Source organism: Mycetocola sp. Y444 (assembly GCF_059445295.1).
In genome coordinates, this window is sequence record NZ_JCAIUB010000001.1 from 244,737 (window position 1) to 259,103 (window position 14,367).

Annotated in this window: 15 protein-coding genes and 1 tRNA gene; 9 read left to right on the top strand and 7 right to left on the bottom strand. The window is 64.8% G+C overall.

Going from position 1 to position 14,367, the window contains the following annotated elements; translation table 11 throughout:
- Positions 1 to 76 precede the first annotated feature (76 nt).
- Positions 77 to 1,180, bottom strand: coding sequence for an ABC transporter ATP-binding protein (locus AC1C2M_RS01155; RefSeq protein ID WP_483404761.1), 1,104 nt, complete (start codon positions 1,178 to 1,180; stop codon positions 77 to 79).
- Between the two features lie 280 nt (positions 1,181 to 1,460).
- Here AC1C2M_RS01155 and AC1C2M_RS01160 point away from each other — a divergent pair, with 280 nt between their 5' ends.
- Complete coding sequence (locus tag AC1C2M_RS01160; protein WP_483404760.1) at positions 1,461 to 2,447, top strand: DsbA family protein; 987 nt, start codon at positions 1,461 to 1,463, stop codon at positions 2,445 to 2,447.
- Here the strand turns inward: AC1C2M_RS01160 and AC1C2M_RS01165 are convergent.
- Positions 2,444 to 3,784 (bottom strand): threonine/serine exporter family protein, encoded by a 1,341-nt coding sequence (locus AC1C2M_RS01165; protein ID WP_483404759.1) that lies wholly within the window; start codon positions 3,782 to 3,784, stop codon positions 2,444 to 2,446. The two genes, AC1C2M_RS01160 and AC1C2M_RS01165, sit on opposite strands and share 4 nt — an antisense overlap.
- A gap of 158 nt (positions 3,785 to 3,942) precedes the next feature.
- Between AC1C2M_RS01165 and AC1C2M_RS01170 the strand changes: the two genes are divergently transcribed.
- Positions 3,943 to 4,016, top strand: a tRNA-Thr gene (locus tag AC1C2M_RS01170).
- A gap of 94 nt (positions 4,017 to 4,110) precedes the next feature.
- Positions 4,111 to 5,055, top strand: coding sequence for a DMT family transporter (locus AC1C2M_RS01175; protein ID WP_495435677.1), 945 nt, complete (start codon positions 4,111 to 4,113; stop codon positions 5,053 to 5,055).
- Here the strand turns inward: AC1C2M_RS01175 and AC1C2M_RS01180 are convergent.
- Positions 5,039 to 5,575 (bottom strand): nitroreductase family protein, encoded by a 537-nt coding sequence (locus AC1C2M_RS01180; RefSeq protein ID WP_495434956.1) that lies wholly within the window; start codon positions 5,573 to 5,575, stop codon positions 5,039 to 5,041. The genes AC1C2M_RS01175 and AC1C2M_RS01180 overlap by 17 nt on opposite strands.
- 2 nt (positions 5,576 to 5,577) lie before the next feature.
- Positions 5,578 to 5,979 carry a peptide-methionine (R)-S-oxide reductase MsrB gene (msrB, locus tag AC1C2M_RS01185; protein WP_483404756.1) on the bottom strand — a complete coding sequence of 134 codons (402 nt, stop codon included), beginning with the start codon at positions 5,977 to 5,979 and terminating at the stop codon, positions 5,578 to 5,580.
- Positions 5,980 to 6,174: 195 nt separating this feature from the next.
- On the opposite strand from msrB, the gene AC1C2M_RS01190 reads away from it, so the two are divergent.
- The 4 genes from AC1C2M_RS01190 (at position 6,175) to groL (ending at position 9,523) form a co-directional block, all read left to right on the top strand.
- Positions 6,175 to 6,486 carry a DUF3263 domain-containing protein gene (locus tag AC1C2M_RS01190; RefSeq protein ID WP_495434957.1) on the top strand — a complete coding sequence of 104 codons (312 nt, stop codon included), beginning with the start codon at positions 6,175 to 6,177 and terminating at the stop codon, positions 6,484 to 6,486.
- A 68-nt stretch (positions 6,487 to 6,554) separates the two neighbouring features.
- On the top strand, positions 6,555 to 7,124 hold the full coding sequence (locus AC1C2M_RS01195) for a LytR C-terminal domain-containing protein (RefSeq protein ID WP_495434958.1): 570 nt from the start codon (positions 6,555 to 6,557) through the stop codon (positions 7,122 to 7,124).
- Between the two features lie 255 nt (positions 7,125 to 7,379).
- The gene (locus tag AC1C2M_RS01200; protein ID WP_108391633.1) at positions 7,380 to 7,583 is read left to right on the top strand and encodes a cold-shock protein; all 204 of its coding nucleotides are present in this window, start codon (positions 7,380 to 7,382) and stop codon (positions 7,581 to 7,583) included.
- A 320-nt stretch (positions 7,584 to 7,903) separates the two neighbouring features.
- Entirely contained in the window at positions 7,904 to 9,523 is a 1,620-nt protein-coding gene (gene groL, locus AC1C2M_RS01205) for a chaperonin GroEL (RefSeq protein ID WP_108391632.1), read from the top strand.
- A 159-nt stretch (positions 9,524 to 9,682) separates the two neighbouring features.
- Here groL and AC1C2M_RS01210 read toward each other — a convergent pair whose 3' ends face one another.
- From AC1C2M_RS01210 to AC1C2M_RS01220, 3 genes are all read right to left on the bottom strand, one after another.
- A complete protein-coding gene (locus AC1C2M_RS01210; protein WP_495434960.1) occupies positions 9,683 to 9,976 on the bottom strand; it encodes a WXG100 family type VII secretion target in 294 nt (97 codons plus the stop codon).
- Between the two features lie 138 nt (positions 9,977 to 10,114).
- A complete protein-coding gene (locus tag AC1C2M_RS01215; RefSeq protein ID WP_495434961.1) occupies positions 10,115 to 11,839 on the bottom strand; it encodes a sensor histidine kinase in 1,725 nt (574 codons plus the stop codon).
- 12 nt (positions 11,840 to 11,851) lie between these two features.
- Positions 11,852 to 12,541 (bottom strand): response regulator transcription factor, encoded by a 690-nt coding sequence (locus AC1C2M_RS01220; RefSeq protein WP_108391630.1) that lies wholly within the window; start codon positions 12,539 to 12,541, stop codon positions 11,852 to 11,854.
- Between the two features lie 120 nt (positions 12,542 to 12,661).
- On the opposite strand from AC1C2M_RS01220, the gene folP reads away from it, so the two are divergent.
- Together folP and AC1C2M_RS01230 are read left to right on the top strand one after the other, a co-directional pair.
- Complete coding sequence (folP, locus tag AC1C2M_RS01225) at positions 12,662 to 13,582, top strand: dihydropteroate synthase (RefSeq protein ID WP_495434962.1); 921 nt, start codon at positions 12,662 to 12,664, stop codon at positions 13,580 to 13,582.
- The gene (locus AC1C2M_RS01230) at positions 13,575 to 14,366 is read left to right on the top strand and encodes a pyrimidine reductase family protein (protein WP_495434963.1); all 792 of its coding nucleotides are present in this window, start codon (positions 13,575 to 13,577) and stop codon (positions 14,364 to 14,366) included. Before folP ends, AC1C2M_RS01230 begins: the two co-directional genes overlap by 8 nt.
- Position 14,367 lies beyond the last annotated feature (1 nt).

Consider the following 14,367-nt stretch of genomic DNA (forward strand, 5'->3'; position numbering starts at 1 on the left):
TCGTGGCCTCGCCCGTTGTTCTGAAGCGGTAGCCCGGGTGGGCGGTCCGGATACCCCGCCAGCCGGCGCTGTACTGCTAGTTGGCTACGACTGCCTTGTTGCCGAGGCGGAGGCCGGACTCGACGTCGAAGACGTGGACGTGGTGCGCAGCGGGGATCAGGAAGACCTTCTCGCCGGCGTGCGCGTGGATGCGTCCGTCGACGCGGGCGACCAGGTCGGTGCGCTTGCCGTTGACGTCTGCGTGACCGTAGAGGTAGCCGTCTGCACCGAGTTCCTCAACCAGGTCGACCTGTACCTCGAGGCCGTTGCCCGGCTCTGTCGATACTTCGATGTCCTCGGGGCGAACGCCAACGGTGACCTGACGGGCGGTGGTCTCACCGATGATGTCGCGGTCGACCGGGACAACCCGTGCACCGAACTGGATGCCGCCGTCGGCGACGTCCGCGGTGAGCAGGTTCATGGCGGGGGAGCCGATGAAGCCGGCGACGAAAACGTTCTGCGGCTTCTCGTACAGGTCGCGCGGGGTTCCGACCTGCTGCAGGATGCCGTCCTTGAGGACCGCGATGCGGTCACCCATGGTCAGTGCCTCGGTCTGGTCGTGCGTGACGTAAACCGTGGTGACACCGAGGCGGCGCTGGAGCGACGCGATCTGCGTACGGGTCTGAACGCGAAGCTTGGCGTCGAGGTTCGACAGCGGCTCATCCATGAGGAAGACCTGGGGCTGACGGACGATCGCACGGCCCATGGCAACACGCTGACGCTGTCCACCGGAGAGCGCCTTCGGCTTGCGGGTGAGGTACTCCTCCAGGTCGAGCAGCTTGGCTGCCTCGAGGACGCGAGCGGCACGCTCGTCCTTGTTGACGCCGGCGATCTTCAGGGCGAAGCCCATGTTCTCGGCGACCGTCATGTGCGGGTACAGCGCGTAGTTCTGGAACACCATCGCGATGTCGCGGTCCTTCGGCGGCACATCGGTGACGTCGCGGTCACCGATGAGGATGCGACCGTCGTTGACCTCTTCGAGGCCGGCGAGCATACGCAGCGACGTGGACTTACCACAACCGGACGGCCCGACCAGGACGAGGAATTCGCCGTCGGCGACCTCGAGGTTGAGCTTGTCAACGGCGGGGCGTGTACCACCCGGGTACAGGCGGGTGGCGTTGTCGAAGGTTACTGATGACATGGGTACTGCTCCTTCACCGGCAGGTACGTGCCGGACGATCCGAGTGAGGATTCATGCTCCGCATGCTGCATTGCATGCTCCCGGATGCCTTACGGCATTCGAGAGATCATCAGTATGACAGATAGCCGGGGCGGTTGGGCTCCTTGCCGCCGTTTCAGTTTCCAGTCCTCTCATCACGTGCGCCCAGCATCCGTTTGGGTATTTCCCAGTGAGGGCAACTACGATCGATTCGTGTTCGGCGCCTGTAGCGTGCCCACCCGACTACACGAAGCGAGGATCCATGACGAACGGCGGACCTGAGTCCAGTCCGACGAAGAACCAGCGTCGTGAGGCAACCCGCGAAAAGGCGAAGGAGCTTCGTGACGCGCAGCGCAAGCGGGACCTGCGTAACCGGATTTTCCTCCAGGGCGGACTCGTGCTCGTTGTCGTCGCCATCATTGCCGGGATCGCGTTTGTGATCGCCAGCGCGATTCGTCCCCCCGCACCGGGGCCGAAGAACATGGCCTCCGACGGGATCGTTATCGGCCAGGGCCTCAAAGCCGTGACGACGCCGGCCATTGCGGCGGGAGCCAAGCCCGTTGCAACTGAGATCAACGCCAACGTGCCGAACATCAGGGTTTACGTCGACTTCCTGTGCCCGGCGTGTGGTCAATTCGAGAAGGCGAACTCCGAGCAGCTCGCCACCTGGGCCGAAAACGGAACGGCAACTGTTGAGTACCACCCCATCGCCATTCTGACCGGTCGCTCGGCTGGCACCCAGTACTCGCTCCGCGCCGCGAATGCTGCAGCGTGTGTGGCGAACTATGCCCCTGACTCCTTCTTCGTCTTCAGCACCCTGCTCTTCGATGACCAGCCTGCCGAGGGCACTGAGGGGCTGAGCGACGACGAACTCGCTGACGTCGCCAAGACAGCCCTCGCGTCCGCGAACGAGACAGTGGACGAATCGGCGCTCTCGTCGATCTCGAGCTGCATCGACGACGGAACCTTCACCAGCTGGGTGCAGGAAGCCACAGACAGGGCGACCACAGAGCCGATCCCGAACTCGAGCCTCGAGAAGGTCAAGGGAACGCCGACGGTGCTCGTCAACGACAAGCAGTACACGGGGTCCATCACCGACCCGAAGGAGTTCCAGGCCTTCGTGCTCTCCGTGGCGAGCGAGACCTACGCCCAGAAGTCGTCGACGCCGGCACCAAGCGAGACCCCGGCACCGACCGAAACCCCGGCGTCGAGCGAGACCCCCGTGCCGAGCGAGACCCCCGCGGGCTAGATCGTCTCGTCCTGCTTCCGGCTGAGACGAACCTGCACACCCATGAGCGGGCCGACGAAGCGACGCTGGATGCGACGAGCGGGCCCGAGCAGGCTCTGAACGACGTACTGTCCGAGCAGCGCTCCTGCCGCGAGTGCGACAGCGACGCTCGCCGCCTCGATCATGCTGAGCAGCCCGTCGATCGAGCCGGCGCTGAGTTCGAGCAGGCCGCGGAACAGAATAAGTCCTGGCACAAGGGGCACGAGGGCCGTGACGACGAGGGGGAGGGGCGGGACCCGGACCGCTCTCGATGCGAACGCCGAGAGGACGCCGACGGCGACAGCGGCGAACGCGGCGCTCCAGGCGACACCGATCTCCCAGGTGAGGGCCGCTGCGAATACCAGGTAGCCGAGGACGCCAAGTACGATGACAGCCCAGATGGCCCTGGCCGGCACCTCGACACCGAGGGCAAACCCGATGACCACGATGACGCTGCCGATCACTTGCGCACTGATGCTCTCGAGCGTCGGTGCGACGTATGGCTCGATGTCGAGCAGGATGCCGAAGCGTGACAGCAGCATGTTGGTGCCTGCGACCCCGGCAACGAGCCCACCGGTGATGAGCAGGGCCTCGAGAACCCGCGCCGTCCCTGTGACGTAGAAGCCCGAGAGCACGTCCTGCACTGCGCCGAACGAGGTGACGCCGGCCAGGAGCATGATGATCGTCGCGACGACGACGAGCGATGAACTCGCGGCGGGGTCGATGACGTGGACCACGGCGGCGACGATCGGTCCGACGGCGCCACCCGCGAGGGTCTGGTAGAACACGGAGATCCGCGTTCGCGCGAGCACGCTTGTCAGCAGGTCGACGAAGAAGGTGGCAACGAACGCTGCCAGCACCACGAGCGGTCCACCGCCGAGCAGCAGCGCCGCGCCGGCGCCGACGAGGCTCCAGCCGACGCGACGAACCGCGGTCGGGTAGATGGGCCGTGCCCTGATGATCGCGTCAACGCGTGACCTGGCGTCAGCGACGGCGACGGGGCTGTGGAGCAGCTCCCCGATCAGGGTAGAGGTATTGGTGAGGCGGGTGTAATCGAGTGTGCGATACCTGACGTTGCGGCTCTTCGAGATCGAATCGTTCGAGTCGGAGTCTTCGTACGTCAGCGTGATCACCGTGTGCGTGACATCCGCTTCGCACCCGCGAAGCCCGTATGCCCGGGTGACGGCCAGCATCGAGGCTGTCGCGTCTTCGGCACTCGCTCCCGATGCGAAGATGACCTCGCCACACCGGATGGCGAGGTCAAGAATAGATCGGCTGGCGTTCGCTCCGCCGGCGGGCGCGGAAAACGCAGGTGCCATGAAAATCCTCAAAACTTTGTTACTTCAAGGATGCCATGGCGACGGGCCGTTTGTGTCCCGCTGGCGTCGAAGGGAGGGCGGCTTCGGGGTGTGCCCGATGGCAGCGCTTCGACATGGCTCGAATCGGTCCCCGGGTTCGTTATGATTGACAGGTCCATGCCGCCTTAGCTCAGTTGGCCAGAGCAGCGCACTTGTAATGCGCAGGTCGTCGGTTCGAATCCGACAGGCGGCTCTCGTGGATCTTGTCGATGGGCCGGGGCGCTCCCGGTCTCGTCCTCTGTCAGGAGATGAGGCGTCCGGTGGAGACACCTTCCCGGTCCGGCCGGATGCCCTCGTGGCTTGCGGTCACACTCGCGGCCGCGTGCGGTGCAGGCATGGCCGTGCAGACCCGCATCAACGGAGCGCTCGGCGTCGCGATTGGCGACGGCTTCACGGCGGGGACGATTTCGTTCGGATCCGGCCTGCTCATTCTCCTCGTCGTGATGGCCTGTGTGCCGAAGGGACGAACGGGGCTTCGAGTCGTCGTCTCCGACCTCAGGAGCGGCAGCGCGCCGCTCTGGAGCGTGCTCGGGGGTGTAGCCGGAGCATTCTTCGTGCTGTCGCAGGGCATCACCGGTGCCGTCATCGGTGTTGCGCTCTTCAGCGTTGCACTCGTCGCCGGGCAGACCATCTCCGGTCTCGTTCTCGATCGTGTGGGCTTTGGGCCTCACGGTCGATCCGGGTTCACCTGGCCGCGGCTCACGGGGGCGGCGCTCGCTGTCATTGCCGTTACCTGGTCGATGTCCGCGCAGCTGTCGCGGGATTTCCCCCTGTGGATGCTGTTGATGCCGGTCGTCGCGGGTTTCGGCAGCGGATGGCAGAGCGCGGTCAACGGGCGCCTGCGTGTGCGTTCGGGGAGTGCGCTGACAGCGACGTTCATCAATTTTCTGGTCGGGACAACAGCGTTGCTCGCCGTGACGGTCATCCGCAATTCGCTGGCGGGCTGGCCCACCAGTCTCCCGGCGGACCCTGCGCTGTACCTCGGCGGGCTCATCGGCTGCGTATTCATCGGGGTCAACGCGTTCCTCGTTGCACACACCGGGGTCCTTCTGCTCGGACTCGGCACCGTGGCAGGGCAGCTCTTCGCCTCGGTCGCGATCGACGCGATAGCCCCTGGCGACAACCCCCTCGGTGCACCCACGGTCATCGGCGCGGCGCTGGCGCTCGCTGCCGTGTGTATCGCAACGATCAGGGTGCGACCGCGGGCCGCGGGCGTTACCGGAGCCGAGTGAGAAACTCCTCAGGGTCGACGGGTTTGCGGTAGCCCACCTTCGCGCCCTCCGGGATGCCACCGACATACAACCAGCCAAGCAGCTGCTCGTTCTTCTTCAGCTTGTGCATCTTCCGTACGGCTTTCGACCGCGTGTAGTGACCGGTTCGCCAGATGACGCCCCAACCCGCGTCCGCGAGGAGCAGGCTGAGCGTGTGAGCGACCCCGGACGCGACAGCTTCCTGCTCCCACGCCGGCACTTTGCCGCTCTCCTTCTCGCAAACCACGATCGCGAGCAGCAACGGCGCTCGCAGCGGCTTCTGCGACGGTGTGTCGTCGTGCTCCGCCTTCGCGATCGCGGCGCCGAGCTTCACCCTGTCGTCGCCGCGCAGCTCGATCAGCCGCCACGGCTTGAGCGCACTGTGGTCGGCGACGCGAGCCGATGCAGCGACCAGCGGAAGCAGCTCGTCGTGCGTCGGCGCAATGTCGGTGACACGGGAATACGACCGCCGGTTCTCGACGGCGGTGAGCAGAGCTGACACGCCTAGTCTTGTGCTGTGAAGTTCAGCGCAATCGAGTTCATGCAGTAACGGTCACCGGTCGGTGTCCCGAAACCGTCGTCGAACACGTGGCCGAGGTGGGAGTCGCAGTTCGCGCAACGAACCTCGGTCCGCACCATCCCGAGGCTCTTGTCCTCGATGAGCTTAACCGCCTCTGGCCGGACCGACTCATAGAAGCTCGGCCATCCGCATCCGGAGTCGAACTTCGTCCCGCTTTGGAACAGCTCAGCGCCGCACGCACCGCAGGTGTACACGCCCGCACGTGACTCGTCGAGCAACTCGCCAGTCCACGGGCGCTCGGTGGCAGCCTCACGAAGGACGGCGTACTGCTCATCGGTGAGCTCCTCACGCCACTGGTCGTTGCTCTTCTGAACCTGGTCGGTCATGGTTTTCTCCTTCGGAAAGTCGTCGTACCCCATTAAACCCGCCATGCGGCCGGGATGTTCCCGTGTGACCGAATGCTGGGCAAAGGCTGAACATCTGGTTCGAACGATTGCCGTGTGCCATCGTCAAACGCACAAGCGGGCCGCGTTAGTATTGCGGTCGACGCGCGGGCCGGTGCGCGGGAAGGCAGCAGACGAGTGAGCGAGAACGACGTCCCCCTTCCGACCGGCGTGTCCGGATCCGTACCGAGTGACGCTGCACTTTCGCAGCGCGACCTCGCCATTATGGACTTTGAAAACCTGTGGTCACAGCACGCGGGCCAGAAGGAAGAGGCCATCCGCGAGACCTTTCAGCTTTCGCCCACCCGCTACTATCAATTGCTGAGCGCGGTGATCGACAGTCCGGCTGCGCTCCGGCACGATCCCATGCTTGTAAAGCGGCTCCATCGATTGCGGGACGCGAGGCAGGCAACCCGGCGGGCGCGAGCGCGGGGCGCCGCGCAGAACTAGTCGCGGTTGCCAGAGATCCACCCACCAACGCCCTCGCGGGCCGACCCAGAGGACCACACGAGAGCGACATGGCCGAACACTACGCCAAGGACAGGTTCGACGAGATCCCGGACGACCTGAAACGCGTTGGTGCTCACCGTGCGCCGCCCAGGCCGGGCAGGGGATGGGTCGTCTTCCTCTGGGCAGCACTGGCGACGGTCGTGCTCGTTGCGGCAGGCATCCTCGGACTGTTCGTACTGAGCGACCGGGTCAATTTCACCGACACGTCGACCTCCAGTGCCGCTCCGGAGTCGACCGAGACGCCGGCAGCGGTCGCGACCATCGACCCGGAGGCGATGGTCACGGTACTCAACGGAACGACGACCAAGGGTCTTGCCACCCGGGCCATCGGACAGCTGAATTCGGCGGGCTGGACCCAGAACATCACCCCGGGCAACGCGAGCGCGACCGACGTGACAACGACCGCCGTCTACTACGAGGATCCCTCGCAGGAAGGCGCTGCCCGCGGGCTCGCCGAAGCGCTCGGTGTCTCCAACATTCAGCTGTCAACGCAGTTCCAGATCCCCGTCGAAGAGGGCGAGGAGCCGGTTCTTCAGCTCACCGTCGTGCTCGGGTCTGACTTCGTCCCCGAGGATTGACCTGCTGCCTCTCCGGGGTGTGCGTGTTTCGTTCGGGTTTCGCGGGAGTTCGCGCCAGGTAACCATCCGCGTGATTTGCAAAAAAACCTGTTGCTAGCTGTTGCCCGTTCATTAGTATCTGGAACTGGTCGAACATTTTGCTCCACGGTCCGCGCCTCCATAAGGCGGAGAAGGGGTCAGCACAATGGCCGTACGGCGGCAGACCCCAGCCAGCGCAGGCCTGGGTGGAGAGGAACACAGCAACTGGGAGTGACAATGGCGAGTGGAACCGTGAAGTGGTTCAACGCTGAAAAGGGCTACGGATTCATCACCGACGACGGGGAGGGACAGGACGTGTTCGTCCACTACTCCGCGATCGACATGGGTGGCTACAAAGTCCTCGAGGAAGGCCAGAAGGTCGTCTTCGAAGTAGGCACAGGGGCAAAAGGCCCGCAGGCAGAGGCGGTCCGCCCGGTCTGAGTCGGCCGGTCGTCCTCGAATCACACAATGCCGTCCACGGAAGTGGGCGGCATTGCTGTGTCCGGGGGACATCCAGGCATGGTGCCGCGAACGGATGCCGTCGCGCGGGCGGCGTCCGTCGTGTGGTTTCGGGCGGCAGATCGGGTGGGCCGTCGGCAATGGCGGCACGGCCGTGCGCTTTTTCCTCCCGAAGCGCACGGGTCGCCGATCCTGTCTCCACTGGCTTGCACTCGCAGGTGGAGAGTGCCAGAATCGAGTTAGCACTCGCAATCATTGAGTGCTAACTACGTTCATCACGTCCGGGAGGGACGAAAAACCACATGGCAAAAATCATTGCTTTTGACGAGGAAGCCCGCCGCGGCCTCGAGCGCGGCCTGAACATTCTGGCCGACACCGTGAAGGTCACGCTCGGCCCACGCGGTCGCAACGTTGTCCTTGAGAAGAAGTGGGGCGCCCCCACAATCACCAACGATGGTGTATCCATCGCCAAGGAAATCGAACTCGACGACCCGTACGAGAAGATCGGTGCAGAGCTCGTCAAGGAGGTCGCCAAGAAGACTGACGACGTCGCCGGCGACGGAACCACCACCGCCACCGTGCTCGCTCAGGCTCTCGTTCGCGAAGGCCTGCGGAACGTCGCAGCCGGCGCCGACCCGATCTCGCTCAAGCGCGGCATCGAAAAGGCAACCGCTGCTGTCATCGCAGAGCTCGTCACCAACGCCAAAGAGGTCGAGTCGAAGGAAGAGATCGCAGCTACTGCATCCATCTCTGCCGGTGACCCCGAACTCGGTGCCATCATCGCCGAGGCGATCGACAAGGTCGGCAAGGAAGGTGTTGTCACCGTTGAGGAGTCGAACACGTTCGGCACCGAGCTTGAGCTCACCGAGGGTATGCGCTTCGACAAGGGATTCCTGTCCGCGTACTTCGTGACGGACCCCGATCGCCAGGAAACGGTCTTCGAAGACCCGTACATCCTGATCGCCAACTCGAAGATCTCCAACATCAAGGACCTGCTCCCCGTTGTTGACCAGGTCATCCAGTCGGGCAAGCAGCTCCTCATCATCGCCGAGGACGTTGACGGCGAAGCGCTCGCGACCCTCGTCGTGAACAAGATCCGTGGCATCTTCAAGTCTGTCGCCGTCAAGGCTCCTGGCTTCGGAGACCGCCGCAAGGCTCAGCTTCAGGACATCGCCATCCTCACCGGTGGACAGGTCATCTCTGAAGAGGTCGGCCTCAAGCTCGAGAACGCCACGCTCGACCTCCTCGGTCGTGCACGCAAGGTCGTCATCACCAAGGACGAGACCACCATCGTCGACGGTGCCGGCGACGCCGAGCAGATCGCGGGCCGCGTTGCCCAGATCCGCAAGGAGATCGACAACACCGACAGCGACTACGACCGCGAGAAGCTCCAGGAGCGCCTCGCGAAGCTCGCCGGTGGCGTTGCAGTCATCAAGGCGGGTGCAGCGACTGAGGTTGAGCTCAAGGAGCGCAAGCACCGCATCGAAGACGCCGTTCGTAACGCGAAGGCAGCTGTCGAAGAGGGCATCGTCGCCGGTGGTGGCGTTGCGCTCATCCAGGCTGGCAAGACCGCGTTCGAGAAGCTCGAGCTCACGGGTGACGAGGCAACCGGAGCGAACATCGTTCGCGTTGCCATCGACGCTCCGCTCAAGCAGATCGCCCTCAACGCGGGCCTCGAGCCTGGCGTTGTCGCTGACAAGGTGCGTAACCTGCCCGTCGGACACGGCCTCAACGCCGCGACCGGTGAGTACGTTGACATGCTCGCAGCTGGCATCAACGACCCGGTGAAGGTCACCCGCTCGGCCCTGCTCAACGCAGCGTCGATCGCCGGCCTGTTCCTCACCACCGAGGCCGTTGTGGCTGACAAGCCGGAGAAGAACCCGGCTCCGGTCGGCGACCCGACCGGTGGCATGGACTTCTAGTCCGAACCACAGTTCACAGCAACTGGGCGTCTCCTCACGGAGGCGCCCAGTTGTGTTTTAACGGCGGGGTGTTCGGGTCCGGGTGTTCCCGCCGGTGTGTTCGAGCCGGGATCAGGACGTGCGCGCTGGATACCGGCGCGTCGCTCGCGGTGCTCGCGGTCAGCCGATGCGGAACAGGTCCGCGTTCCCGCGCTCGACCTCCTGGTACTGCGTTCCGGCGCGGCCCAGTGCCTGGTTGATGGTCGTGATGCTCTCTTCGACCCGCTGCTGGGTTGCACGCCAGTCGGTGACCACCCCCTGGAACGCCGCTGACGCCTCGCCGGTCCACGTGCTCTGCAGCTCGGTGAGCTGGTTCAGGAGGCCGGCGACCTCGCTCTGGATGGTGTCAATTGTGCCGCGAACCCTCGCCGTCGTCCCCATGACGATGTCGCTGTCTACCTGATACCTGGTCACTGTGTCCTCCTCGATGTCATGGCGAACCTCGCTCGCGGTTCGACCGGACAACCGACGGTACGCGGACACAGCGGCGCGGCACGCCAGTCACGCGCGATGGGGACTCCAGCGCGGGGGAGGGGACCTGTGAAGGGGCGGCTATGCGGCCGGTGCCGCGTCGGCGGTGTTGGCGTCGGCAGCCGAAGCGGGTGTGTACAGCGGAAGAGTCACCCGGAAGGTGGCGCCGCCGCCGGGAGTGTCTGTGACGCTCACCGATCCGTTGTGGGCGCGGACGATCGACGAGACGATAGCGAGACCGAGGCCGGAGCCACCCGTTTCCCGTGCTCGTGAGGAGTCGGCGCGCCAGAAGCGCTGGAAGATCTTCTCCCGGATCTGCGGTGGAACACCCTCACCGTGGTCGATCACGGCGATCGTCGCAGTTTTGTTGATGGGATTCGCGGAGACCGCGATTTCAAGGGGGCTGCCGGCCGGGGTGAATCGGATGGCGTTTCCGACGAGGTTGGTGATCACCTGCCGGAGCTTGTTCTCCTCACCGAGCACGACGGCAGGGACCTCGGGCAGCGGGGATGCCTGGATCGGCGGAAGATCGCCTGTGAGCTGCGGGTCGGTCCCCTCGGACTTTCGTGGTCGCCGGCGGAGGCGGGCAAGGGTCGCTCCCGCGAACGCTATGGGTCCTGTTGCGGACGTTTCAGCGGTTGCCGGCGGTTTCGTGACGGGCCCGGAAGCCTCGGGTTTCGCGTCGGCAACGACGGCGGGCTCGTTCGGCGGTGTATCGACCACAGCCCGGACCACCCGGTCAGGCGCTGACGCGCTCGCGTCGAGGGCCGCATCGCGGGCGATGGGGGAGAGGTCGACCGGCTCGAACACCATGGGCTTTGTCTCGTCGAGGCGAGCAAGCTCGAGGAGATCCTCCACAAGTCCGCCCATGCGGATGGCTTCCTTCTCGATCCGGTCCATCGCCTTGGCGATGTCCTCCGGCGTCTGAAGCGCCCCCATGCGATAGAGCTCCGCATAACCGCGAACACTGACCAGCGGGGTCCGCAGTTCGTGGCTGGCGTCGCCAACGAAGCGCCGCATTTGGTCGATGGTCCGTGCACGGTCGGAGAACGCCTTGTCGATGCGGTTGAGCATGGTGTTCAGCGAGCGGTTCAGGCGACCGACCTCGGTGTTCGGGGTCGACACCGAGAGCCGCTGGCTGAAGTCGCCGTCAGCGATCGCCGCGGCCGTGTGTTCCACTTCGCGGAGCGGATGAAAGGTGCTCGTGACGAGGACTCTCGTCAGCAGCGCGCCGAGGATGATTACGCCGAGCCCGAACCCGAAGAAAATGGTGAAGAGCGTTGCGATGATGGTGTCCGTCTCACGCATCGACACCGCGACCAGGACGACACCCATGTCGCCCTGATGGTTCCACTGGTACGGAACGATGACCGCGTGGAACAGTTCCTTCTTGTCGGCCGTGCGGAGTTCGAAGATGCTCTCGCCCTGCTCGAGAGCTGCGGCAAGGGTCACGGTCGTCGGGACCTTGGGCAGGTCCTGCCTGTCGCGGTTCTGCCATGTCGCCGCGCGCAGGCGACCGTCTGCGTCGTAGACAGCCGTGTAGTAGTCGGAGGAGACGGCATCCTGAACCATTTCGCCGGCATCCTCGGCGGCACCGGCGTCAAGGTCGAGGAAACCGGGCGGCGTCGGAGCCTGGGCAGCGGCGACGAGGTCAGCGTTCACCTTGCCCTCGAGGGCGGGGCGAAGCATGGTCATGGTGCCGACGCCCGCGACGACGAGCCCAAAGGCAAGCACGAGTACCGTCACGCCGGTGATCTTCGTCCGCAGTGAAATCGCGTTCCACCACTCGGCTGCTGAATCGTGCATTACACCGTTCGATTATGCCTTCGCTGTTTTCAGCATGTAGCCGAACCCGCGTTTGGTCTGGATGAGGGGCTCAGTCGAGAACTGGTCAAGCTTCCTGCGGAGGTAGGAGATGTAGCTCTCGACGATGCCGGCATCACCGTTGAAATCGTATTCCCATACGTGATCAAGGATCTGCGCCTTGCTCAACACGCGGTTCGGGTTGAGCATGAGATAACGCAGCAGCTTGAACTCGGTAGGACTGAGTTCGATCGGTGTCTCACCGACGAGAACCTCATGGGTGTCCTGATCCATGGTGAGCTCGCCGGCGCGGATGACGGCATCCTCATCAGCATGCATTGTTCGCCTGAGGATTGCCTTGATGCGGGCGACGATCTCGTCGAGGCTGAACGGCTTCGTCACGTAGTCGTCGCCACCGACGGTGAGGCCCATGATCTTGTCCTCGGTGTCGTCTTTTGCCGTCAGGAACAGGATGGGAGCGGTATAGCCGGCGGAGCGAAGTCGCTTCGTGACGCCGAAGCCGTTCATGTCGGGAAGCATGACGTCGAGGATGATGAGGTCTGGCTCCTCTTCCAGGACGGCGGAGATGGCCTGGGCGCCGTTTCCAACCGCCCGCACAGCGAAGCCGGCGAAACGGAGGCTCGTGGTGAGCAGGTCGCGGATGTTCGGTTCGTCATCGACGATGAGAATTCGTGGTCCAGTCATATTCTCAGTATCTGCGTGTTCCCTGAATTGTTTCTGAACGTTTCGGATATGGCCATCCCGGTGAGCCCACGCCGGCGTCGGCGGGGGCGACCCGACCCGCCGTGGGGCACGATGGGTGGTATGACCGACTCAGTTCCGGACGCTTCGCGCACTCCTCCCGGTTACCCGTCCGAGCGTCGGGGGAGCAGCAGGGTAATCGACCTCTCACGCCGCGTCCGAGTGATGGCTGTGGTCAACCGCACGCCCGACTCGTTCTACGACCGCGGCAGTACCTTTGCGTTCGACGCGGCCGTCGCTGCCGCGCTCGCCGCGGTCGCTGATGGTGCAGAAATCATTGACATCGGAGGTACCCCGTTCGCGCCGGGGCCGGAGCTCGCGGCCGCAGACGAAGTGGCCCGCGTCGAACCGGTCGTTGCTGCCATTCGCGCGGCATCCGATGTGATGATCTCCGTCGATACCTTCCAACCGGAGGTCGCGAGGCGCAGCATCGCCGCTGGCGCTGACCTCATCAACGACACGACAGGACTCCGCAACCCGGAGATGGCGTCCGTCATCGCCGACGGCGGCGCCGGCGTCATCGTCACTCACAGCCTCGCAGCACCGAGGACCGTGTTTCCCCGACCGGTGTACACCGACGTTGTTGCCGAGGTCGTCGACTTCCTGGCCGCGCAGGCCGAGTTCGCACGGGCCGCAGGGATTCCGCCCGAACGCATCATCGTCGACCCGGGGCACGACCTCAACAAGAACACGGTCCATTCGCTCGAACTCACCCGTCGCTTCGGCGAGATCGCGGCGCTGGGATACCCCTCCCTCGCCGCGGTCTCGAACAAGGACTTCGTCGGTGAGACGCTCGGCCGTGACCGTGATGACCGGATAGCCGGTTCGCTCGCCGCCGCTGTGGTCGCCATCATGAACGGAGCACGGATCATCAGGATGCACAACGTCCGTCCCGCCGTCGATGCGGCCCGGATGACCGAAGCGATCCTCGGGCTCCGTGAGCCGGCATATCTTCGCCACAATATGGGCGAGAGCAATGACTGAACCGCGGATTGCGCTCCTCCACAGCGCGGATGGCCAGCTCAGTGACGATCTCAGTGACGACGAAATCCTGGCTCTCTATGCGGTGCGCGACAGGTCTGCGTCGTGGCTGCGGGTCAACTTCGTGTCGAGCGTCGACGGTGCCGCCACCTCGGCCGGGCTGTCAGCTGGACTGGGTTCCGCCGCCGATCGCCGGGTATTCGACCTGTTGCGCCGACTCTCCGATGTCGTGGTCGTTGGAGCGGGGACCGTGCGCGCCGAGGGCTATGGACCGATGCGCCTGACGCCGGACGCGGCCTCGTGGAGAGTCGCCAACGGACTGCCCGAGCATCCGGTCTTCGCCATCATTTCGGCCAGCCTGAGCCTTGACCCGTCCTCACGGATCTTCACCGAGGCTCCGGTGCGCCCGGTCATCGTCACCGTCGAGGATGCACCGGTCGAGAGGGTCGCTGCGTTGTCTGCGGTCGCCGACGTGCTTGTCGCGGGCCGGTCACGGGTCGACACACTACGGATGCTGCCGCTCCTCGCTGCGCGGGGCCTTCGGCAGGTGCACTGCGAGGGCGGTCCGCAACTGCTCGGGGACCTCATCAGGGATGACGCCGTCGACGAACTGTGCCTGACGATCTCACCGATTCTCGAGGGCGCAGGCGCATCGCGTATTGCGACGGGCGTCGCCGGTCACGTCCAGCGGGCTCTCGAACTGGTCCACGTCCTGGGTTCTGACGGGACCCTCCTCCTCCGGTACGTCCGGAAGCACCCGCGAGGCGGGCCAGGGATCGGCAGCTGAG

What these genes read in the sequence shown, in the direction of transcription:
- AC1C2M_RS01175 (WP_495435677.1), top strand. Translation starts at nt 4,111, where the DNA reads ATGCCCTCGTGGCTTGCGGTCACACTCGCGGCCGCGTGCGGTGCAGGC.
- AC1C2M_RS01230 (WP_495434963.1), top strand. Translation starts at nt 13,575, where the DNA reads ATGACTGAACCGCGGATTGCGCTCCTCCACAGCGCGGATGGCCAGCTC.
- AC1C2M_RS01165 (WP_483404759.1), bottom strand. Translation starts at nt 3,784, where the DNA reads ATGGCACCTGCGTTTTCCGCGCCCGCCGGCGGAGCGAACGCCAGCCGA.
- AC1C2M_RS01215 (WP_495434961.1), bottom strand. Translation starts at nt 11,839, where the DNA reads ATGCACGATTCAGCAGCCGAGTGGTGGAACGCGATTTCACTGCGGACG.
- folP (WP_495434962.1), top strand. Translation starts at nt 12,662, where the DNA reads ATGACCGACTCAGTTCCGGACGCTTCGCGCACTCCTCCCGGTTACCCG.
- AC1C2M_RS01200 (WP_108391633.1), top strand. Translation starts at nt 7,380, where the DNA reads ATGGCGAGTGGAACCGTGAAGTGGTTCAACGCTGAAAAGGGCTACGGA.
- groL (WP_108391632.1), top strand. Translation starts at nt 7,904, where the DNA reads ATGGCAAAAATCATTGCTTTTGACGAGGAAGCCCGCCGCGGCCTCGAG.
- AC1C2M_RS01160 (WP_483404760.1), top strand. Translation starts at nt 1,461, where the DNA reads ATGACGAACGGCGGACCTGAGTCCAGTCCGACGAAGAACCAGCGTCGT.
- AC1C2M_RS01220 (WP_108391630.1), bottom strand. Translation starts at nt 12,541, where the DNA reads ATGACTGGACCACGAATTCTCATCGTCGATGACGAACCGAACATCCGC.
- AC1C2M_RS01155 (WP_483404761.1), bottom strand. Translation starts at nt 1,180, where the DNA reads ATGTCATCAGTAACCTTCGACAACGCCACCCGCCTGTACCCGGGTGGT.
- msrB (WP_483404756.1), bottom strand. Translation starts at nt 5,979, where the DNA reads ATGACCGACCAGGTTCAGAAGAGCAACGACCAGTGGCGTGAGGAGCTC.
- AC1C2M_RS01195 (WP_495434958.1), top strand. Translation starts at nt 6,555, where the DNA reads ATGGCCGAACACTACGCCAAGGACAGGTTCGACGAGATCCCGGACGAC.